General features: G+C 38.1%; 22 protein-coding genes, 5 tRNA genes and 1 pseudogene. 16 read left to right on the top strand and 12 right to left on the bottom strand.

The features are described from left to right. Positions 1-9 precede the first annotated feature (9 nt). Positions 10-237: a hypothetical protein gene (locus M2R48_RS05340; protein ID WP_262085318.1), complete on the top strand. Its 228-nt coding sequence runs from the start codon at positions 10-12 to the stop codon at positions 235-237. Here M2R48_RS05340 and M2R48_RS21570 read toward each other — a convergent pair. The 5 genes and pseudogenes from M2R48_RS21570 to greB form a co-directional block, all read right to left on the bottom strand. Further along, a pseudogene (locus M2R48_RS21570) lies at positions 234-1,656 on the bottom strand (hypothetical protein); the annotation flags it as partial. The gene M2R48_RS05340 and the pseudogene M2R48_RS21570 sit on opposite strands and share 4 nt — an antisense overlap. 18 nt (positions 1,657-1,674) lie before the next feature. After that, positions 1,675-1,950: a hypothetical protein gene (locus M2R48_RS05315; protein ID WP_262085312.1), complete on the bottom strand. Its 276-nt coding sequence runs from the start codon at positions 1,948-1,950 to the stop codon at positions 1,675-1,677. 190 nt (positions 1,951-2,140) lie between these two features. Continuing rightward, entirely contained in the window at positions 2,141-3,349 is a 1,209-nt protein-coding gene (locus tag M2R48_RS05310) for a tyrosine-type recombinase/integrase (RefSeq protein ID WP_262085311.1), read from the bottom strand. A gap of 170 nt (positions 3,350-3,519) precedes the next feature. Continuing rightward, positions 3,520-3,609, bottom strand: a tRNA-Ser gene (locus M2R48_RS05305). 111 nt (positions 3,610-3,720) lie between these two features. Further along, complete coding sequence (greB, locus tag M2R48_RS05300) at positions 3,721-4,194, bottom strand: transcription elongation factor GreB (RefSeq protein ID WP_004722375.1); 474 nt, start codon at positions 4,192-4,194, stop codon at positions 3,721-3,723. Between the two features lie 554 nt (positions 4,195-4,748). Here greB and M2R48_RS05295 point away from each other — a divergent pair. After that, entirely contained in the window at positions 4,749-5,858 is a 1,110-nt protein-coding gene (locus M2R48_RS05295) for a transglycosylase SLT domain-containing protein (RefSeq protein ID WP_004722376.1), read from the top strand. 83 nt (positions 5,859-5,941) lie between these two features. Here the strand turns inward: M2R48_RS05295 and M2R48_RS05290 are convergent, their stop codons facing one another. Both M2R48_RS05290 and ttcA read right to left on the bottom strand, forming a co-directional pair. After that, positions 5,942-6,325, bottom strand: coding sequence for an SCP2 sterol-binding domain-containing protein (locus tag M2R48_RS05290; protein ID WP_004722377.1), 384 nt, complete (start codon positions 6,323-6,325; stop codon positions 5,942-5,944). A 225-nt stretch (positions 6,326-6,550) separates the two neighbouring features. Beyond that, on the bottom strand, positions 6,551-7,459 hold the full coding sequence (gene ttcA / locus M2R48_RS05285; protein WP_004722379.1) for a tRNA 2-thiocytidine(32) synthetase TtcA: 909 nt from the start codon (positions 7,457-7,459) through the stop codon (positions 6,551-6,553). A gap of 538 nt (positions 7,460-7,997) precedes the next feature. Between ttcA and M2R48_RS05280 the strand changes: the two genes are divergently transcribed. Together M2R48_RS05280 and htpX are read left to right on the top strand one after the other, a co-directional pair. Then, entirely contained in the window at positions 7,998-8,849 is an 852-nt protein-coding gene (locus tag M2R48_RS05280) for a lytic transglycosylase domain-containing protein (RefSeq protein ID WP_373868814.1), read from the top strand. 312 nt (positions 8,850-9,161) lie between these two features. Beyond that, on the top strand, positions 9,162-10,067 hold the full coding sequence (gene htpX / locus M2R48_RS05275) for a protease HtpX (RefSeq protein WP_004819720.1): 906 nt from the start codon (positions 9,162-9,164) through the stop codon (positions 10,065-10,067). 196 nt (positions 10,068-10,263) lie between these two features. Here the strand turns inward: htpX and M2R48_RS05270 are convergent, their stop codons facing one another. The 3 genes from M2R48_RS05270 to M2R48_RS05260 form a co-directional block, all read right to left on the bottom strand. Next, positions 10,264-10,617 carry a bleomycin resistance protein gene (locus M2R48_RS05270; protein ID WP_262085310.1) on the bottom strand — a complete coding sequence of 118 codons (354 nt, stop codon included), beginning with the start codon at positions 10,615-10,617 and terminating at the stop codon, positions 10,264-10,266. Between the two features lie 53 nt (positions 10,618-10,670). Next, entirely contained in the window at positions 10,671-11,252 is a 582-nt protein-coding gene (locus M2R48_RS05265) for a DUF4112 domain-containing protein (protein WP_262085309.1), read from the bottom strand. A gap of 165 nt (positions 11,253-11,417) precedes the next feature. Continuing rightward, entirely contained in the window at positions 11,418-12,449 is a 1,032-nt protein-coding gene (locus M2R48_RS05260; RefSeq protein WP_262085308.1) for a L,D-transpeptidase, read from the bottom strand. A gap of 524 nt (positions 12,450-12,973) precedes the next feature. Here M2R48_RS05260 and pyrC point away from each other — a divergent pair. The 9 genes from pyrC to M2R48_RS05215 all read left to right on the top strand — a co-directional run bounded on the left by pyrC (position 12,974) and on the right by M2R48_RS05215 (position 19,803). Next, positions 12,974-14,008, top strand: coding sequence for a dihydroorotase (pyrC, locus tag M2R48_RS05255; protein WP_096733465.1), 1,035 nt, complete (start codon positions 12,974-12,976; stop codon positions 14,006-14,008). Further along, positions 13,993-14,652, top strand: a complete 660-nt coding sequence (rnt, locus tag M2R48_RS05250) for a ribonuclease T (protein WP_004722393.1) — start codon at positions 13,993-13,995, stop codon at positions 14,650-14,652. Before pyrC ends, rnt begins: the two co-directional genes overlap by 16 nt. Positions 14,653-14,672: 20 nt before the next feature. Further along, positions 14,673-14,748 (top strand) — tRNA-Glu (locus tag M2R48_RS05245). Positions 14,749-14,910: 162 nt separating this feature from the next. Then, the gene (locus M2R48_RS05240; RefSeq protein ID WP_262085306.1) at positions 14,911-16,338 is read left to right on the top strand and encodes an amino acid permease; all 1,428 of its coding nucleotides are present in this window, start codon (positions 14,911-14,913) and stop codon (positions 16,336-16,338) included. A 271-nt stretch (positions 16,339-16,609) separates the two neighbouring features. Further along, positions 16,610-16,685, top strand: a tRNA-Glu gene (locus tag M2R48_RS05235). A gap of 335 nt (positions 16,686-17,020) precedes the next feature. Continuing rightward, complete coding sequence (locus M2R48_RS05230) at positions 17,021-18,445, top strand: amino acid permease (RefSeq protein WP_034618380.1); 1,425 nt, start codon at positions 17,021-17,023, stop codon at positions 18,443-18,445. A 131-nt stretch (positions 18,446-18,576) separates the two neighbouring features. Next, positions 18,577-19,476 (top strand): hypothetical protein, encoded by a 900-nt coding sequence (locus tag M2R48_RS05225; RefSeq protein ID WP_034618379.1) that lies wholly within the window; start codon positions 18,577-18,579, stop codon positions 19,474-19,476. Between the two features lie 133 nt (positions 19,477-19,609). Continuing rightward, positions 19,610-19,685 (top strand) — tRNA-Glu (locus M2R48_RS05220). 42 nt (positions 19,686-19,727) lie between these two features. Beyond that, a tRNA-Glu gene (locus M2R48_RS05215) sits at positions 19,728-19,803 on the top strand. A gap of 85 nt (positions 19,804-19,888) precedes the next feature. Here M2R48_RS05215 and M2R48_RS05210 read toward each other — a convergent pair. Together M2R48_RS05210 and M2R48_RS05205 are read right to left on the bottom strand one after the other, a co-directional pair. After that, on the bottom strand, positions 19,889-20,503 hold the full coding sequence (locus tag M2R48_RS05210) for a YiiX family permuted papain-like enzyme (protein ID WP_262087448.1): 615 nt from the start codon (positions 20,501-20,503) through the stop codon (positions 19,889-19,891). Positions 20,504-20,703: 200 nt separating this feature from the next. Continuing rightward, positions 20,704-21,894 (bottom strand): putative solute-binding protein, encoded by a 1,191-nt coding sequence (locus M2R48_RS05205; protein ID WP_224965497.1) that lies wholly within the window; start codon positions 21,892-21,894, stop codon positions 20,704-20,706. A 378-nt stretch (positions 21,895-22,272) separates the two neighbouring features. On the opposite strand from M2R48_RS05205, the gene M2R48_RS05200 reads away from it, so the two are divergent. From M2R48_RS05200 to M2R48_RS05190, 3 genes are all read left to right on the top strand, one after another. Continuing rightward, positions 22,273-22,857: a 5-formyltetrahydrofolate cyclo-ligase gene (locus M2R48_RS05200; RefSeq protein WP_262085305.1), complete on the top strand. Its 585-nt coding sequence runs from the start codon at positions 22,273-22,275 to the stop codon at positions 22,855-22,857. Between the two features lie 147 nt (positions 22,858-23,004). After that, positions 23,005-25,434, top strand: coding sequence for an endopeptidase La (gene lon, locus M2R48_RS05195; RefSeq protein ID WP_004722406.1), 2,430 nt, complete (start codon positions 23,005-23,007; stop codon positions 25,432-25,434). A 255-nt stretch (positions 25,435-25,689) separates the two neighbouring features. Continuing rightward, positions 25,690-26,067 carry a VOC family protein gene (locus tag M2R48_RS05190; RefSeq protein ID WP_262085304.1) on the top strand — a complete coding sequence of 126 codons (378 nt, stop codon included), beginning with the start codon at positions 25,690-25,692 and terminating at the stop codon, positions 26,065-26,067. The last annotated feature ends 93 nt before the right edge of the window (positions 26,068-26,160 follow it).

Raw genomic sequence — 26,160 nt, 5'->3', positions numbered from 1 at the left:
GCAATATATATGCAATCTATTGAAAAAAAAGCTTTACTAAACCAAATTAACTTTGAGATAAGTAAACTACAAGATTACGATCCTACAATTCAGATTATTGATGTATCTGTAAACGCCAATGGAATTATTGATTATTTCCTATCCAATCAATATGAAAGTCAAAAGCTGTTTTTAGCCTTAGAATATATGGAACAAATTGATCATATATTCCAAGGTAAGTACAACAGAGTTTATTAAAAACACCCAACATCACTGACCCAATCAAAATCATCGGGGTTCATTTCTATTTGCTCATGGGAAGGAAGTGCAATAAATTCAATTGGCACACTTGGATTCTTGCTTGCATAATCTGCCAATAAATGTGCAATACCACTATCACTGTGACGGTCTTTATAATTGCTGTTTGATCCAGTTGCGGGAATACGAGCAACACCTTTGATCATGAAGAAAGCCCGATGATCTTCTATAATGTTCTGATCCGCTGGCATATTAACAATATCACCATCTTCAAGTGCTGCTTTAAAATGTGGTGTGTATTCTCTATACCACGAATCAGTCAGCATGATTGCTTAAATGCGGTCACCAAATATGACTTGCATTGCTTCACCTAAGAAACCACTATTACCGCCAGCATCATGTGCGCCTTTACTAAAGTTGGGTAACATTGTCACAATCAACTTTAAAAATTCTTCTTGTTGCTTATAAGGCGTTTTAAACATTTCAAAAATAAAAGGACAGGTCTTTTTCATGTTTTATTCTTAAGCTAAAAGCCAAAATGAACAGGCGTTTTTCTTACGGACAAAGTCTAGACCATAATAACTTTTAATCTTTGGATTTAATTTTTCTAGTAATGATTTAAGGTTTTCATTGAAGAATTCTAAAACTTCAGTATTACGAGTATCTTCACTGACTTGCTCGAAGTTATCCCACCCTTCAGGTGCAGTGAATCTAATGACAGGCACATCATCTTTTTTACGTTCATCCAGTAAAGCTTGGCTTAACCATTTGCCATCGCCTTTACTAGGTATGACATCTAATTCTTCAGCTGAGCCATCACCATAGAAACTATATATCAGCAACCCAAACTTTTTCTGCTTCAGGATAATATTCGATCCCTTTACGCATACATACACGTTTAGATAAGCCTTGCTCAACAGCTTCAGCAAATGTTGTTCGATGGACTTTACGTTTACCTGCTCGAATTTCCTTGATCAATTCATTAAATGGATTATCTTCACCATCATAAGTACTGATAATTCGAACCTTACCGCCCCAAATCAAGAATCCCATTGCAGCTTTGATCGATTCTCTTAAATCGTCGTGGAAGGCAGCTTCATCAAGAATTAAAACACCTTGTCTACCACGTAAGTTGCTTGGGCGACTGGTGAGTGCTTCAACACGCAAACCTGAGTTTGGGAAGCGAATGATAAATGTTTGAATATGTTTATCACCGTCCTCCCAAATTCCTTCTTCAATCTCAGCAGCTACAAAATCATAGGCTTTTGCCCACCTTGCAACAGCCTGAATAAATTCAACGGTCATGTCTTTGTTGTATCCAACATAGTAGACATTTTGACCACCAGCTTCACGAGCTGAGGATGCAATTAATGCGGCATCTGCTGCTTCTGCCCATGTAATCCCGATATGACGTGATTTTATTGATTTTAAACAGCTTCAAACGCTTTCTGAGCAATTTGGCAACAACACAATTGAAGTTCCGATAGGTTCAGATGGTGAAAAACTTGGATTAACTTCTTTAATTGAATTCTTATATTGAATATCATCATATGCGATCGTCATTACAGAAAGTATCAATAAATCAATATTTTTTCCTAATTCCCTAGTTAGATCAAGTAAACCATAGCCAGCCCGATTTGCAGTATCATCGTCTAGAAATCCTTTACATGTAATAGTGACATTTAGGGGTAATGTTGTTTCAACATCCACCATTAAAATATCCTCATCAAATTTTGCATCGAATCTACTTATTCAATAAATTTCAGACCATAAATATAATACCAGGCTCACCTTGTTCACAAAGGAGTGATTTGATATAGAACATCGTTACTGGTCGCCTTGGTGTAATTTGAGTCTTATTCAATATAATAAGTGAAAACTATACTTATCTATATCTTAACGTTTATACTTCGAGCAAAGATTCTAAATAATTCGCCCATTCTTGCATCATATCCCGACGATTATTCAAGAACTTGGTACGGTTGTAAGCTGTACCATTATTGTCTTTTACCTTATGCGCCAATTGATGCTCAATAAAGTCCACACGCTGTTCTAAAATCTCATCAAGCATAGTTCGTGCTGTTGCTCTTAAACCATGCGCTGTTTGCTTGCCTCCATACCCTAAACGTTTCAATGCTGTATTAATAGTATTATCTGATAGATAGGTCTTTGCATCACGCCCTACAAATAGATATTCACTATGTGGGTACAGACCAATGATTGACTCGACTAATTCAAATGCTTGATCAGACAATGGAACTACATGCTGTTGCTTGGTTTTACTGGCTATAAATTTAAAGCATCGCTCTTCAGAGTAGTAATAAGACTTTTTAAGTTTTCGGATTTCTCCTGGTCGTTGGAAGGTTAATACAGAAAGCTTTAACGCAACCTGTGTTGTGATTAAGCAACGTGCATGTAATTTTGAATAGTTCCAAATTTTATTCAGCATTGGAGCTAAGTCTTGTTCCTCTGTCACCGCAGCAAAATTCCTACCCTGTGGATTAGGTAATTCAATATCTTCTATTGGGTTATATTGGATCAGCTTCTTTTTTCTGGCCGATTTAAAGATTTGGTTCAAATCTGACTTCAATCGTTTGGCAACCGATAACGCACCACGCTCTATAATACGCTGGAATACTTTGATTTCTAATACTTCTAATGTGAGCTGAGGAAAACTAATATCTCCAATGTATGGAAACGCATCATGATTTAATCGCCGAAGTGTTTCCTCGTCTTGCTTACCTTCTAATTCACGTTTTTTAAGCCATTCTGCACTAACTATACGAAACGTATGTTCAGCTTCTTTCAATTTTTGATTTTTAGTCTCGAAACGTACTGTTGCTGGATCAATCCCCTGTTTGATCAATTTCTTATATTCATCACGGACATTTCGTGCTTCTTCTAAGGTGACTTCTGGATACGTCCCTAGAGATAAATCATTGCGTTTACCAATATATGGACGGGTATAATTAAAAATCCAGTATTTGCTGCCACTAGAGTCAATACGTAAGTAAAGATTTCCTCCATCGGGAAGCTTATACATTTTATCAGGATTTGCTTTTGCTTTTTTTACCTGTAAAGCAGTCAGTTTATTGATTCCACGAGCAGTCATAACGTATAAACCAAAAAAAATGCAGTAAGAGATTATCTTACTGCATTTTTTACTACTTTATAACCGCTCATTGACGTACTGTGTCATAGCTTGCTATACCGCTTGTTTCCAACTTTAACCTTGTAAGTCAAATACTTATATGGTGTTAAACAGTGTCAGAAACTTCAATGTGGCGGAAGCGGTGAGATTCGAACTCACGGAGGACTCACACCCTCGTCGGTTTTCAAGACCGGTGCATTAAACCGCTCTGCCACGCTTCCAATGGCGGCTATCATATAAATAAAATTGCAACTTGGCAAATCTTTTTCAGTATTTCTTCAATCAAATGTACAAAATAAAGTCAAATCTCGCTAATTTGATGAATATTCAAGCTATTCATAACGAATTGAATTGATATACCAACGTTTTTTCCCTGATGGTGTATCCACTTCTGCCTCATCATCAACTTGTTTAGACAGTAAAGCTCTTGCCATCGGTGAATCAATTGAGACATGTTGCGGATGATGATCATAAATTTCATCTACCCCAACCAGACGTATGGTTTTTTGTTCACCTTCATCATTTTCAATTTCAACCCAAGCACCAAAATACACTTTACCTGCTTGTTCTGGAGAAAAATCGATAATTCGTAATTCTTCTAAACGCTTCCCTAAATAACGTACACGACGATCGATTTTTCGAAGTAGCTGCTTATTATACTGGTAATCAGCATTTTCAGAACGGTCACCCAGACTGGCAGCCCATGTCACTTTCTTGGTAATTTCAGGTCGCTCTTCGCGCCAGAGATGTTGTAACTCGGCAACCAACAGATCATGCCCTGAACGGGTAATTAAATTAGATTTCATGATTTAAAACCATTTAAAATACATATGCACTTGATACTTATTTTTTAAAAAATGTTGCTACAGTCTACAGCCAATAGCGTAAAGATGTCAGCTCAAAAATAGCGCATTTTAAGTTTTAAAAAGCAATAAAATCGTTTTTTTCCTATTTAAATTCAGACATAAAATTCAATCAGAAAACCTTTTAAAAGTGGTAATTCTTAACTTACATTTGGAACATTTGCTTACAGTTTTTGGCAGCGTATTTCAGTTTTAAAATTCCTACAATTTTTAAAAAAATATTCCTTTAAAAATCATTATCTTAAATATTTTAAATTGATCATTTTTCATACAAAGTTTGACAGATCCAAAAACCGCCTATATTATGCGCACATGTTTTATGAGTTTATTTTTTTAATTTTGTAGTTTTTCTGCAAAATCTTTCTATCCCACATGTCATTTTTTGAATGACGTTCATGACTGCCCACCCTTATTGAATTTACCAACTATAAGAAGTTTTTAAGCGTTTTTGTGCTTATTACTTTTTAGGGCAATAAATTACTTGTAGCGGAGACAACATGCACAGTAGTTCAACCTCTGGGTCGAGGCTTAGCCTTAACTCATTTTTTCGTGCGCTGCCAATCAAAACTTTAGTTTTATCCACTGCATTAATTCCTTTTAGTATTAATGCGAGTAAGAACAATCAATACAATGCTGTAGTTAATTCGAGTAAATTGACTGTAGTTGCGGTTTCCAATCCAAGCATCGTGTTTAAGGATGGAGACTATAAGCATGGCTTCGGCTATGACTTAGCCCATAACTATGCTGAAAGTTTAAACGTTAAACTTGAGCTTAAAACTGTTTCTGACAATGCAACAGCATTGAAAATGGTTGCTCAAGGTAAGGCGAATTTTGCGATTACCACCGCAAATATGCAAAGCATCGAAGCAGAACGTTTAACCTCATTTTCAGCAAGCTGTGGTGATTTTAACAGTTTAAAAAGTAATGGTTTAAACCCAGAATTAAATTGGGTATTTAAACAAGCTGAAGATCCATTAACAGCAACAGCAAGTGGTTTCATTTGCCAAAGCAAACAAAATGGTTCAACCCAGCAACTTGCCTCATTTTATAATCGTAATGTCGTCAAGAAAGACGATTGGAACGTGATTCAACGTGACTTAAGTTCTCGTCTACCGATTTATAAAGCCAGCTTTAAGCGCTCTGCACAGCAATATGGCTTAGATTGGCACCTGCTTGCTGCAATTGGTTATCAAGAATCATATTTAAAACCAGACTCTGTTTCTCCCACAGGTGTCCGTGGTTTGATGATGTTGACCAATACCACAGCCAAAGAAATGGGTGTTAGTAATCGTAGTGACCCCGCTCAGAGTATTCAAGGCGGCGCAAAATATTTTGATATGATGTTGAGTCGTTATTCTTATATTCGTAATCCAGATCGTCACTGGTATGCTTTGGTTGCATACAATATGGGCCCTGGTGCAGTTGAAGGTATTCAAAAGCGCATCAAAGCACAAGGTAAAGATCCCAATGACTGGATGAATCTTTATAATTATTTGACACGTAATCAAGCAAGTAATGGTCGTTATAAACAAGCGGTACAGTATGTCACACGTATTCGGGCTTATTTAGAACACATTAAGACCACACCTCGATTACTAGAAATTTAATCTGTATTTTAAATCGCTTGGATTTGTAAAAATCAGGCAATAAAAAAGCTTACTCTCGGGTAAGCTTTTTTATTTTAAAAGGATTAAGCAGTTTGCTCTAATACTTTCTTAAATAAATCTTTTTGCTCTTGGCTTGGCTTCGCTGTTTGTAAAGCCATCAATTGAGACATATCACCTTGAACTTTGATTTTGCCTGTCATAAATGCTTGCATTGCAGCAGCCATATCAAATTCTAAGAATACTTTACGAAGTGTTTCAGCATCCATGTTCAATGTTGTTTTCGCATTTGCAGAACTACCTTTGACGATTTTTCCGCCGTCTAAAGCAAGCTCTGTGTTGCCATCTGCATCTGCAACAACCAAATTAATTGCTAAACCTGAAAGTGCTGGTGGTAAGTTTAAATCACCTGCTTCAGCAGTTAATTTTTCAACATTTGCAAACCAATCATCAGTTAAAAATGCAGGCATGTTCATTCCTCAAATTATTTATTCAATTTATTGTGTTATCTATCCAGACAACATCAGGTTGAAGCAGTTTTGCTTGCCCAATGTTATAGCATGATAATTTCAATTTGGGCTAAAGTTTTTTGTACGGACTGTTCATGTTTTATCGGTTTTATCGTTTTATTTTTTTAAATCAGGCACTCATCTCAATATGAATGCCCGATTCGTTCATTTAATTGGCAAAAAAGATCAATCTGCTGCAAAACTAAGATTTACAACATCTAAACGTTTTTTCATTTCTTCCGTATCACATTTCATATCGAATTCACGTTCTTCATCCAATTTTTCAAAATCAAATAAATCACGATCAGCCAATTGTGATGGTGAAACATTCTGTAATGCACCAAAAATACTGTGCAAACGTTTTGGATATTGTTTATCCCAACCACGTAGCATGTCGTTTAACATGGCGCGTTGTAAGTTTTCCTGAGAACCACATAAGTTACATGGAATAATCGGGAATTTACGAATTTCAGCATATTTGATGATGTCTTTTTCTTCGACATAAGCCAAAGGGCGAATCAAAATGTTCTTTTTATCCGAAGACAATAATTTTGGCGGCATCGCTTTTAAGCTACCACCATGGAATAGATTTAAGAAGAACGTTGCAATGATATCATCGCGATGATGACCCAATGCCACTTTGGTCGCACCAATCTCTTGCGCAAAACCGTAGAGTGAACCACGGCGTAAACGTGAACACACTGCACAGTAAGTTTTCCCTTCAGGTGTCAAACGTTTGGTGATGCTATAGGTGTCTTTTTCCAAAATATAATAAGGAATATTATTTTCTTCCAAATATTTCGGTAACACATCCTCAGGAAAACCAGGTTGCTTTTGATCCAAGTTCACTGCGACAACATCAAAGTTGATCGGTGCAATACGTTTAAATTGCAACAAAATATCAAGCAAGGTGTAACTGTCTTTCCCACCAGAAACACAGACCATTACCTTATCGCCTTCCTCAATCATTTTAAAGTCACGAATTGCATGGCCGACTTGACGACGAAGTTTTTTCAAAAGACGATAATAAGCTGAACTTGTTGGAAGCTCTGGTTTAAAATTAAATCCTTGTTCGGACTCAACTGGCGAGTACATAGACGAGATAAACCCATAAAAAAATACTGGGCAATTTTATCTGATTTGAACGTTAACCGCATCTAAAGATTTTTTTATTTTGCATCAATTTTTATCTGGTCATCTTCCTGTCGTATTTCCACATTTAAAATAGACGGCTCAGTTCATTTTTTAGCCGAAGTGCTTATCTTTTGGACTTTTCCACAGTTTTCCACAAAACCTGTGGATAAAATTGTGGATTGTTTGGGGCTTGACAAAGTTTTCTCACGCAATGATGGGCATTCTCTTCAGATTGATCATTTTTTAACCATTATGTTTTATATATATTTTTCAATTGTTTAGCATAGTCAATAAATATATTTTAAAAAAAATATAAAATTTTTTTTGATTAATATGCCAACAAATAGCACTTGCTTTTTCGCGATTGTATTGTTAAAACTCAATTCATAGTTTTTCTTGTTCAATAACTTTGTTAAACTCCCAAAAATTGGGGAAATATTTTAATTACTACAAAATGAAAAAATTAATTACGGGTTCACTAGTGTCTATTTTAGGGTGTATGAGCTTTGCTTCATTTACATCGCAAACATTTGCAGGTCAAATTTATTTCTACAAAGACCAAAATGGGACAACCTTGCTGACCAATCGCAAAAATTCGGATCGTTCACTGCAAAAAGTCAAAGTGACTTATTATAAAGACAGTAATATTCACAGTTATAGCAACTGGGGCAGCTCAGAATCTGCAGTACTGCCAAGTTATAGTAAAAGTAAAAACTCTTTTGACAGTATTATCCGCCAAGCTGCGCAGACGCATGGTGTGTCTGAAGGCTTAATCAAAGCAGTAATGCATACTGAGTCTGGCTTTAATACCAATGCCCGTTCTCCTGTCGGTGCACAAGGCTTAATGCAACTGATGCCTGCAACGGCTCGTCGCTTCAATGTGTCTAATTCTTATGATCCACAGCAAAATATTTTTGGTGGTGCCAAATATCTCAGTTGGTTAATGAAACGCTTTAATGGCAATACCAGTTTAGCTTTAGCGGCTTATAATGCGGGTGAAGGGAATGTCGACAAATACGGCGGTATTCCTCCCTTCCGTGAAACCCAAGACTATGTCAAACGTGTCACCAGTCGTTTAAACAACCTATATGCTGGTGGTTTAAATTTATCTGCAAATAATCTTGGCACTTCAACCAGTACTGGACAGATCATTGCCCAATCAAATCAAAATGATTTCTCCAATCAAGTCGAGCCGACACCACAAATCAGCAACAGTTCAAATATTCAACCCGTAAAATATAGTTCTCGACCAATTATTATTGCTTCTGATGGGACTTACACAGATGCTCCTGCGGGTTCTTATTCAACAGCACATGCCAGTGCGACAGCACAAATCACCATTGGCAACTAATCACTTAAGCGCTTAATATCCCCAAAATTATGTTGCTAAAATAGAAAATAATGCACTTAATTTGTGCAATTACATATTTTCAACAAATTGCTGAAAAAAATAATGTTTTCTCTAATACAGAGAATCTTTTTTTAACTTGCCTATTTTTTTAAATAAATTGCTTATCCACTATCCATTTCATTTGAAGTTGTTATTTTTTGCCCGCTAGATTTTTCCCATTATTCTTGAATTTTAATCATCTAAACCTCATATTGAATTTCATGATTTATTTAATACGTCATATTATTTATTATTTATAAGAGGATTCTCTCCATGATGCGGATTGGTTTGTTTTTGCTAACCAACCTCGCGGTACTGGTTGTAGCTGGCATTATCCTATCATTATTAGGTGTTGGTAGTTACTACGGCGCTGGCGGTCTTAAATTAGGCAACCTGATGGTCATCTGTTTAGTGTTTGGTATGGTAGGTTCTTTAATCTCCCTATTTATGTCCAAATGGATGGCGCTAAAAACCACAGGTACTGAATTAATCGACCCGAATGCTCCTCGTAACCAAGCCGAAGTTTGGTTATTACAAGAGGTTGCTCAACTTTCACAACGTGCTGGTATTCAAATGCCAGATGTTGGTATTTTCCCATCTTATCAATCCAATGCATTTGCTACAGGTTGGAACAAAAACGATGCGCTGGTATCGGTTTCAACAGGTTTGCTCGAACGCATGAACAAAGATGAATTGCGTGCCGTACTTGCGCATGAGATTGGTCACGTTGCCAATGGTGACATGGTCACATTATCCCTTATTCAAGGTGTAGTGAACGCCTTTGTAATGTTCTTTGCCCGTGTGGTTGGTGATTTTATTGACCGTAATGTCTTTGGTCGTCAAGATGGTGAAGCGCCTGGATTGGCTTATTTTGCAATTACCATCGTGCTTGATATCGTCTTCGGTATATTGGCTTCGGCAATCGTAATGTGGTTCTCTCGCTATCGTGAATACCGTGCAGATGAAGCTGGTGCTCAACTTGCAGGTAAAGAAGCCATGATTTCCGCTTTATTGCGTCTACAGGCTGAATCTGAAATGCCAGATCAAATGCCAAAAGAAATGAAAGCTTTTGCGATCGCAGAAGGTAAAGAGCAAGGTTTTAGTTTGGCTGCTTTATTCCAAACTCACCCAAGCATCGAGCAACGTGTTGCCGCTTTACGTCAACTTAATTTGCCTTAATCTATACACGCTCGCTCAATCGCAGTGATCTAATAGAAAAACAAAGCCTCCAATATGGAGGCTTTGTTTATGGGTACATCATATTCTTAATTTTTGCTTGTTCGATATTTAACCTGCAATTGCTATCTTTCTTATTTATTTACTATCTTTCTTTCAATACCAATACCAATACCAATACCAATACCAATTTGAGGAATTAATCTAATTGGATACAACGGATTAAACTTCCATTCGGATCAATCACACAAAACATATCAATTTCTTCGAGATACTGGATTTCTGTTATTCGTGCTTCTGGGAATTGTGCCCAATCTAAGCCTTTCCAAAAATGAAACAGATCTTGTAAGACATGTGTTCTTAAGCAGGCACTAAACCATGATTCTTTTGGATTTAAATTGGGGTGATGGAAAAACTCAACCAGCAAACTGTCCTTACTTAAGATCATCCATTCTGCGGACTGATAATCACACTGAAAACCTAAGAATGCATAAAATTTACGAGTATGATCAAAATCAATAGCAGGAAGGTTTGCCGAAATATAATCTTGCATGATCACCTCTGTATTTTAATATCTACATTTCCAAATCAATTCAATGTTGGAATCTATGCACGATAGTTTTGATACCAATCCCATAACATATTTACGCCAAACCACATTGCAAGTCCAATCAGGATCAAAACAATCAAGCCTAAAATATCGGGAATATGAATCCAAATCCAAGCAATGACAGGATTACGCCAAAATGCTGAATGCTGTTGCTTTTGTTCTAGCTTCTCATGTAAAAATGGATGAACCACATGATCATCGCTATAAATTTGATATTCTTCTTGAATATGGTCATGTACAACGTCTAAAGCTCTACGACTGGGCCGAATAAAAATATCAAATAAAGTTCCAGCGATCGGTATACACCCCACAACGCCGTCAATCACAGCCAATTTTAATACCCCGTTGAGCTTTGCTTGAGGCACGCCAATCTGTTTGGCTTTATAAACCGCATAACAGGTCAACACAAAACCCGCGACATCACCAGCAATCGGTATGGTACTGAGTGCTGCATCTGCCCCTACCCCTTGTTTGGTAAATGGAATACGCACCACTGAATCCATCATATTGGCAAATTTAGCCAAATCTCGTTCAAGTCTAATGACTTCTTGAGTAGATAATTTTTTTTCTGTACCCATAAAGATTTCAATTTTTTTGACATGGTGAAGTTAAATTGATCATAACCAATAAATTCAGTATGTTGTGTATAAGTTTAATATTTACAGTAGCAAAATCTTATCAATACAATAAAAAAGGCTGAGCGCTCTTTTAAACTACTCAGCCTTTTCGGATATACAACGGGATTAATCTAAGAACTTAACCACAGTCCCCGGTTGAACCTTACGACCTAAATCATTGGCATCCCAATTGGTCAAACGAATACAACCATGAGAAGCGGTCTTTGAAATTAATGAAGGATTCGGCGTACCATGAATACCAAATGTCGGTTTACTTAAAGCAATCCACATATTGCCAACAGGACCATTTGGACCAGGCGGTAATGCCAGCTTTTGACGGTTGCTCCCTTGAACAAAGTTTTTCGGGTTATAACCATAGACAGGGTTTGCGGCAACTTTAATGACCTTGTGCGTCCCTTTCGGGGATGGTGTACCAGAACCCCCAATTGTGGCAGGAAAAGATGCAATCATTTGATTTGCACTATTGTATAAATAAAGTTGTCGAGCAGGCTTATGTGCAATAATTAAGGCCACACCTTCAGGCAAATCATTGCGTACAATCGGTACATTGATGGTTTCGCCTACTTTTTTAAAGTTAGCTTTTGGATTGAGTTGTTTAAGAAAGTCTTCATCAATATGAAACTTTTCACCTAACATTTCAGTCACACGGGTGTAATACAGACCCGGCATTTTTGCTTGTTGGGCATAATTTCGCGGAATTGATTTGGCATAAGGCCCTTTAATATCCGCTGCAGTAATTTGATAAGTTCCAAACGCAGCGGATTTTTGATTTTTTAACAAACTGTCCCAAGTCTGTTTATCCAGTTCACCACTAATCGGTAAACTTTTAATCTGTTGATACGCAGCAAGTGCTTTTAAAAAGTTCTTGCCACTTTTACCATCGATTGGCCCTGGCGAAGCATGTAAATTATTGAGCATCACTTGTGCACGGGCATAAACGGGGAATTGCCCTCTGCCAATATTTTCAGACCAATTGGCGGTATTGATACTATTGACTGACCAATCTTGTTTTAAGTCCGCTTTTATCGCTTCTTGACTTTTATCAGCTTTAACATTTTGTTTGGCAAAAATTTGACTTTGAATATTTAAACCCACAAGACACATGATGCAAATCAGGTTTGGCAGAAACTTGCCCATATAAAGCTCTCTATTAACTCAATATTATAATTGATGTACTTATCTAATAAACTATTGTATTACAGACACATAGTATACTGATCTCAAACAATAAAAGCGACGTCACACACACCTTGAACGATCATTTATATTCTCAAGGCTTTAAACACAATTGTATAAGATCAATAGCGTGTTTATTCATAAAATGAAAATTATGTATGCTGGAAGTTTATCTTTGTATGACTTTATTATCATTTTTTAAGAAAAATATGCAATAGTACATTTTGACTATTTAATCATTTAAAAACGGTAATTTTAAAATAAATTCAAATTAAGCAATTGAAAATCATTGCTATGTTATACAGTTGTAGATTTTCTATTCAGCATTAGCACTCAATCATGACACACACATGACCAATCCGAACAAAATATAAGCTTTAGATTTGTTTTTAATCATTTAATTTGAATTATTGATTAGAAATAGCTGTTATCATTTTAAAGTGTTATAGATTATCATCTCATTTATTTTGTCAGTAAGAATTGCCTTGAATACGATCACTTTGCTTCAGCCAGATGACTGGCATGCCCACCTGCGTGATGGTCTTGCCTTAAAACGTACAGTTCCAGATCTAGCCAAACAATTTGCCCGTGCGATTTGTATGCCGAACCTCGTTCCACCTGTGAAAACTGTAGATGAAGCGAATGCTTATCGTGACCGTATTATGGCACATGTCCCTGAAGGGGTTGATTTTGACCCACGTATGGTACTGTATTTTACCGACCATACTTCTCCAGATGAAGTTCGCAAAATCAAAGAGTCTCAATTCGTCAATGCAATTAAACTCTATCCTGCTGGTGCAACAACCAACTCGGATAATGGTGTCAGTGACATTCGTAAAGTCTATGCAGTGATTGAACAGCTTGAAGAACATCAAGTGCCATTACTATTACATGGTGAAGTTACTCATCAGCATGTAGATATTTTTGACCGTGAAAAACGCTTTTTAGACGAAGTACTTTCACCGTTACTTAAACAATTTCCGCAATTAAAATTGGTGTTAGAACATATTACCACCAGTGAAGCCGCGCATTTTGTGCTTGAACAAGATCGCAATGTTGCTGCGACGATCACACCACAACATTTACTGTTTAACCGTAATGATATGTTGGTCGGTGGTATAAAACCGCACTTTTATTGTTTACCGATTTTAAAGCGTCAAACTCATCAACAAACTCTACTTGAAGTTGCCACAAGCGGTAGCCCTAAGTTTTTCTTGGGTACTGACAGTGCGCCACATTCTAAAAATGCCAAAGAAAATGCATGTGGTTGTGCAGGTTGCTATAGTGCACCTACAGCAATTGAGCTTTATGCTCAGGCTTTTGATCAAGTCAACAAAATCGAACGCCTAGAAGGTTTTGCTAGTATGTTTGGTGCTGACTTCTATGGTTTGCCTCGCAACACAAATAAGATTACCCTTGTGAAAGAAGATCAGGTAATCCCTGAAAGTTTAGATTATTTGGATGGTGAACACATTATTCCACTTTATGCTGGAAAAACCATCCAATGGAGAAAGGTGTGACAACTGAAACATTACCTGTGATTGGACAACGCTTTCGTGGTTTTTTACCCGTTGTGGTTGACGTTGAAACAGCAGGTTTTAATGCAGATACCGATGCATTGCTTGAAATCGCATGCATCCCCATTGTGTATGATGCTGAAGGAAAATTTGTTCCAGGTGAAGCACATCATGCACACATCAATCCTTTTGAAGGTGCAAATTTAGATCGTCGTTCTTTGGATTTTATTGGTGTAGATCCATTTAATCCAATGCGTATGGCAATGGCTGAAGATGAGAAAACAGCATTAAAGCGTATTTTTAAGGCGGTTAATGAAGTGCGTCGTCAGCAACATTGTACCCATGCGGTCTTGGTCGGACACAATGCCCACTTTGATTTAGGCTTCCTAAGAGCTGCAATTGCGCGAACTGGCAGTAAAAATCAAAACCCTTTTCATAGTTTTTCTGTATTTGATACTGTGACTTTAAGTGCGGTCATGTTTGGTCAAACTGTTTTGGCTAAATCATGTATTCAAGCTGGAATCGAGTTCGATGGTAAAGAGGCTCACTCGGCCTTGTACGATACTCAAAAGACGGCTGAACTGTTTTGCTATATTTTGAACAAACTCGCACCTCACTTACTTGACAATTTGGTGGCGGATCAATAAGATATCGCCATCTTCTAAACGACCCTATCGTCTAGAGGCCTAGGACATCGCCCTTTCACGGCGGTAACCGGGGTTCGAATCCCCGTAGGGTCGCCATCTAATTATTTTTATAATTTCTTTCTCTTTTTTTGATCTTCTTGATTCAATTATTTTATTTCATCCCTTTTCTTTAGACTTTAGAAGCTGATGGTTTATTTTATTTTGTCAATTTTGGCATTTTAATCTAAAATATCTCTTTAAAGTTCAATGACATCAAATATGCAATCACCTGATCAATCGAATCAGCACACTGTCGCTGATGGGCAAACTATTGTCTTAAAAAGATCCATGACCAAACGCCACCTGATCATGTTGTCATTAGGCGGTGCGATTGGTACTGGCTTATTTTTAAGTTCAGGTGAAGTGATTGCACAAGCTGGGCCGATTGGTGCAGTGATTGCCTATATTATCGGTGGTTTAATTGCCTATATGGTAATGCTGTGCTTAGGCGAACTTGCGGTCAATCAACCTGTGACTGGATCTTTTGGTGCTTTTGCAGCTAAAAATATTGGACCGGGTACAGGTTACATGGTGTCGTGGATGTACTGGCTTGGCTGGTCTGCCACCTTGGGGACTGAATTTACAGCGGCAGCCATGCTGATGCAGGAATGGTTTCCAACAACCTCCATCTGGTTATGGACCTTGGTCTTTATTGTTGCCGTCTTGATTTCCAATCTAACCTCAACACGCTTTTTTGCAGAGTCAGAGTTTTGGTTGTCTTTTGTTAAAGTTGCAACGGTATTGGTATTTATCTTACTCGGCCTAACCGCAATATTTGGGTTAATCCCCTTTCATGGTCATGAAACTGCACCCTTATTCAGTAATTTAACCGCACATGGTTGGTTACCCAATGGTTTATTTCCTATTTTTGCCACCATGCTGATTGTAAATTTTGCCTTTAATGGTACTGAGATGATTGGGATTGCGGCTGGTGAAACTGAAAATCCTGAAAAAAATGTCCCAAAAGCAATTCATGCTGCGGTTTGGCGGTTAATGATTTTCTTTGTCGGCACCATTATTGTCATCAGTTCATTATTGCCCTATCAAGATGCTGGCCTAGCCGCGCATGGTGAAGGGATCAGTAATAGTCCCTTTGTTTCTGTTTTTAACTTGATTGGAATTCCTTACGCAGAAGACATCATGCGTTTTGTGATCATTACAGCACTTTTGTCCACTGCAAATTCAGGCCTATATGCTGCATCTCGTATGATGTGGGCGCTTTCAATTCAAAAACAATTACCTCGAGTTTTTTCCAAACTGACCAAATCAGGTACCCCTGTTGTTGCAATTTTTGTGACCATGATTGGGGGTTTACCCGGTTTACTGTCGGAGCAATTTGGCGCAGATGTCATCTTTAAAAACTTACTCGGTGTGGCAGCATTTACCATGGTTATCGTGTGGATGAGTATTTGCTGGAGTCAGTTTAATTTCCGTCGTAAATGGCTGGCCAGCGGTAAAACACTGGCTGATTTAAAATTTAAAACGCCATGGTATCCCGTTGTACCAATTCTTGGCTTTATCACTTGTACCGCAACCGGTTTAAGTATGGCAGCAGATCCGGAAATGCTTTCTGGCTTTATTGGTTGTTTAGTGTTTATGGCAGTATGTTATGCAACTTATTACTGGCTTTATCATCAGAAAAATTAAGTCGCATTGTAAATCACTGATCAGCCCGTATTCATATGGGCTTTTCTATTTTGGACTTTTAACCAACAGCATAATTTTTAAGTGATTCATATATGAATCAAGCCGTTTTTATTTGATTTGGATTCTTCTAAAAAACAAAAAATAGCTTTATGGCTAAATTAAAAACAAATACATGATGATTCGCTTATAGATTCATCAGTTAGACGCTTTTTCGATAAATCCATTTTGACAAAAATATCTTTTATCCTTAATATACGCATCACCTCATTACGACCCTATCGTCTAGAGGCCTAGGACATCGCCCTTTCACGGCGGTAACCGGGGTTCGAATCCCCGTAGGGTCGCCATATTTGAGATTGTTTCCAACATAAAACTTTCTCGTAAAAAAGCCTGAGCAATACGACTCAGGCTTTTTTATATCTATCATATTTTAAAGCAGTTAAAAACTACCACCCCCTCATATTTAAAAGATTGTTTTTTCATCAATAATCTGGATTTTTAATTTAAAATAATCAGAGCAGAGTTAAATATAAATAATTGATTTAAATATTCATTTATAAAAACCATAAAATCACGGTGATTTATAGTATTGCTTATTGAGCATTAGCAACACTCAATCATTGCACTATTTATGAATTGGGCTAAAATAGCGCGCTTCTTGTTTTATTTCCATCTGAAGCTTATGCAGTCATCACCAAATCAAAATGATGCTCAGGTATCATCTAATTCTTCACCACTCAAACGAGCAATGAGTACTCGTCACTTGGTGATGATTTCGCTTGGTGGTGCAATCGGTACAGGGCTTTTTTTAGGTTCTGGTGAAGTAATCTCACAAACCGGTCCGATTGGTGCCATTATCTCTTACATCCTCGGCGGTGTAATTGCCTATATGGTGATGCTGTGCTTAGGTGAACTTGCGGTTCATATGCCTGAGTCTGGTTCGTTTGGTACTTATGCACAACGATACATTGGTCCAGGTACAGGATACACCGTTACTTGGCTGTATTGGCTAACATGGTCAGCAACACTAGGCACTGAATTTACTGCTGCGGCTTTGTTAATGCAAGAATGGTTTCCGCATATCTCGATGTGGTTATGGACCCTGATTTTTGCAGCAATCGTGTTTGGCTTAAATATGAGCTCAACCAAATGGTTTGCCGAATCTGAGTTCTGGCTCTCTTTGGTTAAAGTCATCACGGTAATCGCTTTTATTCTTTTTGGTCTCTTGGCAATTTTTGGGATTTTAAATTATCAGGGACATACTTCAGCACCATTATTTAGTAATTTGACCGATGAAGGCTGGTTCCCACAAGGTCTATTCCCAATCTTCACCACCATGTTAATCGTGAACTTTGCCTTCTCTGGTACGGAGTTGATTGGCGTTGCTGCGGGTGAAACTGAAGATCCTGCGAAAAATGTGCCTAAAGCCATCAATACTGCTATTTGGCGTTTATTGATTTTCTTTGTTGGTACGATCATTGTCATTAGTGCATTGCTACCTCACCAAATGGCAGGATTACATGCTGAAGGGGTCAGTAGCAGCCCATTTGTTACCGTATTTGATCATATTGGTATTCCATACGCAGAAGACATTATCCGTTTTGTGATCATCACTGCATTGTTGTCTGCGGCTAACTCAGGGCTATTTGCAGCGTCACGTATGATGTGGTCGCTCTCAGCCAAGAAACAGCTTCCAGCATTATTTTCTAGGGTCAATGCACGCGGTATTCCATATATTGCGGTGATTGTCACCATGTTCGGTGCATTACCTGGTCTGCTTTCAGAGCAATTTGCACCTGAAACTATTTTTAAAAACTTGTTGGGTGTGGCTGCGTTTACCATGGTTGTGGTGTGGATGAGTATTTGTCTGAGCCAGTTTAATTTTAGACGTCAATGGTACAAACAAGGTCATACCAAAGCTGAATTAGGCTTTGCTGCGCCATTGTTTCCAATTGTGCCGATCTTAGGTTTTATCTTCTGTTTAATTACCTGTATCAGTATGGTATTTGACCCTGAGATGGTGGTTGGCTTTATTTGTTGTTTAATCTTTATTGCCATTTGCTATATCAGCTACGCATTTTTATATAAAGATCAATCACAACCCTAAACAAGATCTAACTGATCATGCCTAAACAAAAAGTGTAGCCATTGGCTACACTTTTTGTACATTCATAGATAGTCAAAATCAGTTTAAACTCGTAATTTAATAGCTAAACATAACAATCTATAAAACCCCCAATGAAGATTATTTTTATTCATGGTATGAACCAGCAGAATTATAATGCTGAGAGTTTAAAGCAACATTGGGTTGATATTCTTCAACAGGGAATCGATGAACTTAAACTGCCTATTTCAACCGCACAATTAGATATTCGCTTGGCTTTTTATGGCGATTTAATCAGCAAACACCAATTAAGCAATCGCTTTGACTTAGAAAGCTTTCTGCCTAAATCATGGGTAAACTTCCACTTTCATAAACATACAACAACGCCAGCCACGACAACTTTAAATGTCGCTCCCGCAATTCCAATACTGCCCTACTTCATGCCTGAGCATGACTTAAAACTGTCTAAACGCTTGTATTTGGCTTCGCAATTGTTAAAAGATAAGGCGCTTAAAGAGTTCTCTTTAATTTTAAATAATTTTCCAAAACTTCATGAAAGTCTGATTCATAAATTTCTGATCGAAACTTATTTATACCTCGCCAATCCTCAGTTTATGGATGAAGTGCATCAACGGATACTGGCCAGCTTAGAACCCGATCAACCGCATATTATTGTTGCGCATTCGTTAGGAACCGTGATTGCCTATAATCTGTTACAACAGCTGCAAGCAAACTACCAGATACAACGCTTTATTACCTTAGGCTCACCACTCGCCTTTAAAGTGATTCAATCTAAACTAACACCACCAATCAAAAGACCAAATTGTCTAAATGGTGATTGGCATAATTTCTATTCACCAGATGATTTTTTAACCGCTTTTCCGTTGATCAATGCACCCTTTGACTTTCAACCCGCAATTTTAAATACCGCGATTTCAACGTTTATTCATACTCCTCATCAAATCGCAGGCTATTTACAACATCCTGCGGTGATTCAAAATATTTTAGATCCCATTCTGTACCCCAAGCCGTAATAATGGTCTTAATTTTAACCACTTTGCTCATATTGCTTTGTTTTTATCCATATAAACGCAATTTCAGTTTTTATTGTGGAAAAAAGTTTGACACCTGCCGGTATTCGCCCTAATATACGCCCACCTCTGAAACGACCCTATCGTCTAGAGGCCTAGGACATCGCCCTTTCACGGCGGTAACCGGGGTTCGAATCCCCGTAGGGTCGCCATTAATTTAATGGTTTAGTTTCAAGTGTCTGCCTCAATTTATTGACCCTATCGTCTAGAGGCCTAGGACATCGCCCTTTCACGGCGGTAACCGGGGTTCGAATCCCCGTAGGGTCGCCACATTCAAGAATGTATGTATATACCGCTTCTTATAAAAAACCTGAGCATCATGACTCAGGTTTTTTTATGTCTGCTATATTTTCAATCAATTCAAGCCAGCAACCGAGTCAACCATTTTCAATTTCTTTGAATTAAAAATTGCACTTGGCGCAATCACAGTTTCTCGCAATGGAATATGCTGTCCATAGCGTTGTTGCATAAGTGCTTTAACACTTCGATCTGTGAGATCAAAACTTTGTAATTTTTCCAAGGGCGCCAATTCTATTCCTAAAGCATATTGATAAGCTTTCCATACAATTTCAGAGCAATAAATTGCGTCATCATTCCATTCAAAATAAACATCATAGGGTTTATTTAAATAAGTCTCGGCCTGTTTGACTAACTTGTGTTGTTGCTCAGCAGTCAATTGAGGTTGATAACGCTTTACGACATAGGCTTTATTTACACCACGATTGATCCATTGTTGAAGCGGCGTATATTTCACAGGCTGAATCGCCTCCAAAACCAAAGCTTGACCTTGTTTCATTACGATCATTCCCATGTGGCTATATGGCGAATGGGTGGCTTTTTGGATCACAAGACTTTGTGTTGATTTAGAGCTATGAAAAATAATATCTCCTGTCTGATACTCTGCGGCATATATCGAATTAACGCAAAACAACACTGTCAGTAACAAGAGTTTGAATGGTTTTTTTAACATCATTTAAATCTTAATTTTAATCTTCTTTATCTTGGATTTAATCTAACAGAGTAGTAAAGCATTGCCTAAACTTTGCAATAAAAAAGGAGCAAAATAAACTATCATTTTGCTCCTTTAACTTTTAATTCAAATCAAAAACATCAGCTGTTTGTAATTTTGCTTTTGACTTAATCCATCATCAAAACAAGAGCAAAACCCAATCATTCATCATTTAAAGCACATTCAAAACTACTTGGGGTTTGACCACATCGAACCTTTTTCAAAATTTTCATCATTGTTGGGTCATAGAAGCCTTCTTTGGTCATCTGAATACGTGCTTCACGCATAATCTTGATATAGCCCGGTTTATCTGCTTCACGAATATCAAACCAATATTTATCCGGAACTTCTCGCTCTAGTTTATCGACAAACTGAAATGCGGGGCTGAGCTGTTTAGAAATCATTTCTCGTGCGATTGGTCCCATACCTGCGGGGAACTTATTCCGATGCATGATTAATGTGCCTGTCACCTGTATCAAAGGAAAGCGAATAATGCCACCGACCACATTGCCATTTTTATCGGTCATGCCCTTTTTCAATTCTAACGGCTTAAATAACAAAGCAGGCCCCGCCATAATATCGACTTCTTTGTTATTAAACTTTCCACCCACGGTTAATAAATCAACAGAAACAGGTTGTGCACCAACATTTTGCACCAACTTCTTTTGAGTACCGTCAAAGTTCATGACCGCCACTTTTTTCCCTGCTGCTTTTGATAAAGTATCAATACGACGATCATTGACCATGATATACGCAGCACCTAAAGGAACAATCCCCACCACTTCATAATCACGATTGACCATTTTTGCATCGTACTCAGGCCGTGCTAGTAACTGGATCACGGTGGTTAATTGCTTATAGTTTTGTACTGCCCCAATGGCATCAATACTGCCAACAAACGGATTAAACTGACGTGCACGAATGTTACTGATTCCAGCACCATCACAGCGTTTACTGCGGAAATCTTCAGTCAATACACGCTCATCGGTATAAACTCTTAAATTAATATCCGTAGATGCGGTTTTCTTTAATTTTGGATAATTTAAATCAATATGCATCGACAATTTGGTTGGACGGGTAATTTTCATATCCACCCCAAATTCCTTAGCAATCTGTGTAATTCGTGGCAATTCACTGATATAACTGGTCGCTTGTTCAAAAGCTTCACTATTGGCGCCATCAGGAGAATACACACACAGCGTGACTGTTTTGGGAATCTGTTGCCAAACTTTTGGATCATTCATTAAGGTCTTAATTTTATTTTTTGAATGTGCAGATAACTCAAGATCCAATTTTGGTGCTGCTGGAGCGGCATAGCTCATCAGCGGTAAACTGCTTGCCAATGCGAGCATTGAGATAACAAACCGTCGTGACAAGGTATGAGATTGTTGTTTTAGCTGACTTTGCATGGTGTTTTCCTGTTTATTTTCGTGCTTATCCATAATCATCACTCACGTGAATTTCTTCTCAGCCTAATTGAAGTGCTTTCATTTGCAATTGACTGAGCAAAATCCTACATTTGTCAGAATAGATACTCTGGAATTAAAATGTAGAACATCAATATTTAATCTTGTTTTATCAAACGATTAGAATAATAGCTTAAAACCACCCATTTATCGCAAACTCTGATGAATAAAAGATAATCAAAATAACATCTTGATCATTTCCTTATAAATGCTGTTTATCAATTCATTGTATACTGGCAACAGTTTAGTTTTAGCATTCAGAACATGGATCAAAATTCACAACTGCGTAGATCTTTAAGACAACAACGACAAAAGCTGACCCGTAATCAACACACAACGATTGAACGGCAATGCTTTAAACAGATGCTACGCCATCGCCATTTTTTGAATGCGCAGAAAATCGGATTATATTTAGATGCTTTTGGTGAAATTCAAACCAAATTGCTTATCGAATATTGCTGTGCGATTGGAAAAACCGTGTATTTGCCCATGATCTGCAATATGAACAAAAAACTGGTTTGGGTCAAAATATCAAATCGGCAGTTTCGCAATCGACGCTTTTCTTTACATCGTCTTGGGATGTTAGAACCTATGGCAAGTCGGGCTAAACATATTTCAATACTCGATCTGGTGGTCATGCCTTTATTGGCCTGTGATTTAAAAGGTAGCCGTATGGGCATGGGAGGCGGTTTCTATGATCGAACGCTTGCATCAGCTACACACCGCCCACATCGGCTTGGTTTAGCCCATGATTTCCAGTTACTCACCCACGAGCTTAAAAGAAATCCGTGGGATCAGCACTTAGACAGCCTAATTACCCCAGCAAAAACCTATTATTTTCGCCGTTAAATTGACCAATAAATACAAATAGGTTTATTTGTTAATCAAATAGTTGCGATTTTTTAAACTTTTTATTTGGCAAAGCCCTTGTAATTTTTGAAATACACATCACTATAAAAAACATGGCAACACCGTTGTCACTCATTAGGAGTGCCCATGTCTGAGATTATTATGAATCAAGAAAACTTAGAGCCACAGGTTCCAAGTGTATTACCGCTTTTAGCGTTGCGTGACGTGGTTGTGTACCCACATATGCAAATTGCGCTATTTGTGGGTCGTGAAAAATCGATCAATGCAGTTGATGTGGCTCGTAACAGTGACAATTTAGTATTTGTAGTTGCGCAAAAAGATTCGCTTACAGAAGAAATTGATCACGACAACTTATATCAATATGGTACCGTCGCAAAGATTGTACAAGTTGTGAATCATGAAAATGATGAAAACTGTATCAAGGTACTGATTGAAGGCTTACATCGTTCTAAGCTGGTTGAAATCATCGACAATGATGAATACTTATCGGCTGAACATGCATTAAGCCCAATGACCATATCTGTAGATAAAGATACTCAAGCAACACGTGTAGAAGAATTACGTGCACTGTTTTCACAGTATGCAGAAGCCAAATTACGTAATGCACGTGAATTGATTGCAGCAGCAAATAAAATCGACGATTTATTACAATTGTTGTTCTTTGTTGCAACCCGTGTACCTTTAAATATCGATGTAAAACAAAAATTCCTAGAGCACGATGAGTTTGAAGCACACTTACAAGAGCTAATGACTTATTTATTGCAACAATCTGAAGAACAACAGATTGAGCAAACATTGCATGACTCTGTAAAACGCCAAATGGAAAAGAACCAACGCGAATACTTCCTCAATGAGAAGATGAAAGTCATTCAGCGTGAACTTTCCGATATGAATGGTGGTGCGGAAGATGATGTTGCTGAAATTGAAAAACGTTTAGCGGAAGCTGATTTACCTGAACATGTACGTAAAAAAGCTGAAAATGAATTCCGTAAACTCAAAGCCATGCAACCTGCGTCAAGTGAGGCTGCTGTTGTACGCAACTATATCGAGGCGATTTTAGATACGCCTTGGAATAAAGCCAGCAAAGTCAGCATTAACTTAGCCAAGGCTCAGGAAATTTTAGATACAGACCACTATGGTTTGGATGAAGTTAAAGAACGTATTGTTGAATACCTTGCGGTGCAATCACGCGTGAAAAAACTTCGTGGTCCAATCCTTTGTTTAGTTGGTCCTCCTGGTGTTGGTAAAACCTCACTCGGGGAGTCAATTGCCAAAGCAACTGGTCGTGAATTTGTTCGTATGGCACTCGGTGGTGTCCGTGACGAAGCAGAAATTCGTGGTCATCGTCGTACCTATATTGGCGCGATGCCGGGTAAAATTGTGCAGTCGTTGACCAAAGTTGGCGTTAAAAACCCACTGTTCTTGCTCGACGAAGTGGACAAAATGGCACAGGATTATCGTGGTGATCCAGCTTCTGCCCTGCTTGAAGTACTTGATCCATCACAGAACAACAAGTTTAACGATCACTACTTAGATCTTGATCTTGACTTGTCTGAAGTGATGTTTATCTGTACTGCAAACAGCATGAATATTCCTGAGGCTTTATTAGACCGTATGGAAGTAATTCGTTTGCCGGGTTATACCGAAGATGAAAAAGTCAATATTGCAGATCGTTACCTTGTTCCAAAAGCAATCAAGAACAATGGTTTGCGTGGCAAAGAATTGACTGTTCATGAAGAAGCGATTCGTGACATTGTACGTCGTTATACCCGTGAAGCTGGTGTACGTAGCCTTGAACGTGAAGTATCGAAGATTGCACGTAAAGTGGTGAAAGAATCAGTCAGTAAGAAAGCGAAAAACTTACATATTGATGTCACTGCTGAAAACTTACCTGAATATTTAGGTGTGCATAAGTTTGATTACGGTATGGCGGAAGAAGAAGCTCAAGTGGGTCGTGTAAATGGCTTGGCATGGACTTCTGTCGGTGGTGAGTTACTAACCATTGAAGTTGCAGCTGTAAAAGGTAAAGGTAAATTTATTACCACGGGTTCACTCGGCGATGTAATGAAGGAATCGATTACTGCGGCAATGACTGTGGTTCGTACACGTGCTGATGAATTGGGTATTGAAGCTTCTCGTTTTGAAGAAACTGACGTACACGTTCACTTACCTGAAGGTGCGACACCAAAAGATGGACCATCTGCAGGTTTGGCATTAACCACTGCTCTGGTTTCGGCATTCACCGGGATTGCAATTCGTCCTGATATTGCAATGACAGGTGAAACCAGCTTAGGTGGCCGAGCAATGCGTATTGGTGGCTTAAAAGAGAAACTTTTAGCAGCTCATCGTGGTGGCGTTAAACTGGTGTTTATCCCACAAGAAAACGTTCGTGACTTAGCTGAAATTCCTCAGAACGTGAAAGATGGTTTGGAAATTAAAGCAGTGAAAAGCATCGATGAGATTCTTCCACTTGCTTTGGTTGAACAACCTACGCCATTGGTCAAAGCACCAATTGTTAAAGCGGTTGATGAAGGCAAAAAAGCTGCACGTCATTGATCCAATGATCGAAAAAGAGAACGCTTCGGCGTTCTTTTTTATCTTTATAATCTATTGTTTCTTTAAGTTTTTCTTGAAATGTTGATTAAAAAATAAACTTATTTACAAAATACAGCTGCTCTTGAGTTAAGTTTGTCATAAGCTAATCACAATAAAGTCTAAAAATAGAGTTTAAAGGCTCAACTGCCCTTAAGCTTATAAATACAGCCATATATGGTCATAAAACCGATAACAGCAAAATAAAAGGACACGTTTATGTCAAATCCAGTGTGTTGGTTCGAAATCTATGTCAATGATATGGCACGAGCTAAATTATTTTATCAAACGGTGATTGGTGTTGAGCTGAGTTTACTCAGTGATCCAAACGATTCATCGGTGGAAATGTGGACATTTCCATCGGATATGAGCCAATACGGTGCAACAGGCTCATTGGTTAAAATGGAAGGCATTTCTGCTGGTGGAAACAGTACAATTGTCTATTTCAGTAGTGAACATTGTGCCACTGAAGAAGCCCGAGTAGCAGCCGCTGGTGGTCAAGTTCATCAAACAAAAATGTCGATTGGGCCTCATGGGCATATTGTTTTAGCCATTGATACTGAAGGCAATATGTTTGGTATTCACTCAATGAATTAATCGTGAGTGAACTCAACGACTGCTGCTAATTTAAAATTGGCAACTAAACTGGTTGAAAATTATACGAACATCCTCATATATAAATTATACAAG

Origin of the sequence: Acinetobacter sp. I-MWF (assembly GCF_025433935.1) — a bacterium.
Classification (GTDB): Bacteria; Pseudomonadota; Gammaproteobacteria; order Pseudomonadales; family Moraxellaceae; genus Acinetobacter; species Acinetobacter guillouiae.
This window is presented reverse-complemented; position numbering and strand designations above follow the sequence as displayed.

What these genes read in the sequence shown, in the direction of transcription:
- M2R48_RS05340 (WP_262085318.1), top strand. Translation starts at nt 10, where the DNA reads ATGCAATCTATTGAAAAAAAAGCTTTACTAAACCAAATTAACTTTGAG.
- M2R48_RS05315 (WP_262085312.1), bottom strand. Translation starts at nt 1,950, where the DNA reads ATGGTGGATGTTGAAACAACATTACCCCTAAATGTCACTATTACATGT.
- M2R48_RS05310 (WP_262085311.1), bottom strand. Translation starts at nt 3,349, where the DNA reads ATGACTGCTCGTGGAATCAATAAACTGACTGCTTTACAGGTAAAAAAA.
- greB (WP_004722375.1), bottom strand. Translation starts at nt 4,194, where the DNA reads ATGAAATCTAATTTAATTACCCGTTCAGGGCATGATCTGTTGGTTGCC.
- M2R48_RS05295 (WP_004722376.1), top strand. Translation starts at nt 4,749, where the DNA reads ATGCACAGTAGTTCAACCTCTGGGTCGAGGCTTAGCCTTAACTCATTT.
- M2R48_RS05290 (WP_004722377.1), bottom strand. Translation starts at nt 6,325, where the DNA reads ATGCCTGCATTTTTAACTGATGATTGGTTTGCAAATGTTGAAAAATTA.
- ttcA (WP_004722379.1), bottom strand. Translation starts at nt 7,459, where the DNA reads ATGTACTCGCCAGTTGAGTCCGAACAAGGATTTAATTTTAAACCAGAG.
- M2R48_RS05280 (WP_373868814.1), top strand. Translation starts at nt 7,998, where the DNA reads ATGAGCTTTGCTTCATTTACATCGCAAACATTTGCAGGTCAAATTTAT.
- htpX (WP_004819720.1), top strand. Translation starts at nt 9,162, where the DNA reads ATGATGCGGATTGGTTTGTTTTTGCTAACCAACCTCGCGGTACTGGTT.
- M2R48_RS05270 (WP_262085310.1), bottom strand. Translation starts at nt 10,617, where the DNA reads ATGCAAGATTATATTTCGGCAAACCTTCCTGCTATTGATTTTGATCAT.
- M2R48_RS05265 (WP_262085309.1), bottom strand. Translation starts at nt 11,252, where the DNA reads ATGGGTACAGAAAAAAAATTATCTACTCAAGAAGTCATTAGACTTGAA.
- M2R48_RS05260 (WP_262085308.1), bottom strand. Translation starts at nt 12,449, where the DNA reads ATGGGCAAGTTTCTGCCAAACCTGATTTGCATCATGTGTCTTGTGGGT.
- rnt (WP_004722393.1), top strand. Translation starts at nt 13,993, where the DNA reads ATGGAGAAAGGTGTGACAACTGAAACATTACCTGTGATTGGACAACGC.
- M2R48_RS05240 (WP_262085306.1), top strand. Translation starts at nt 14,911, where the DNA reads ATGCAATCACCTGATCAATCGAATCAGCACACTGTCGCTGATGGGCAA.
- M2R48_RS05230 (WP_034618380.1), top strand. Translation starts at nt 17,021, where the DNA reads ATGCAGTCATCACCAAATCAAAATGATGCTCAGGTATCATCTAATTCT.
- M2R48_RS05225 (WP_034618379.1), top strand. Translation starts at nt 18,577, where the DNA reads ATGAAGATTATTTTTATTCATGGTATGAACCAGCAGAATTATAATGCT.
- M2R48_RS05210 (WP_262087448.1), bottom strand. Translation starts at nt 20,503, where the DNA reads ATGTTAAAAAAACCATTCAAACTCTTGTTACTGACAGTGTTGTTTTGC.
- M2R48_RS05205 (WP_224965497.1), bottom strand. Translation starts at nt 21,894, where the DNA reads ATGCTCGCATTGGCAAGCAGTTTACCGCTGATGAGCTATGCCGCTCCA.
- M2R48_RS05200 (WP_262085305.1), top strand. Translation starts at nt 22,273, where the DNA reads ATGGATCAAAATTCACAACTGCGTAGATCTTTAAGACAACAACGACAA.
- lon (WP_004722406.1), top strand. Translation starts at nt 23,005, where the DNA reads ATGTCTGAGATTATTATGAATCAAGAAAACTTAGAGCCACAGGTTCCA.
- M2R48_RS05190 (WP_262085304.1), top strand. Translation starts at nt 25,690, where the DNA reads ATGTCAAATCCAGTGTGTTGGTTCGAAATCTATGTCAATGATATGGCA.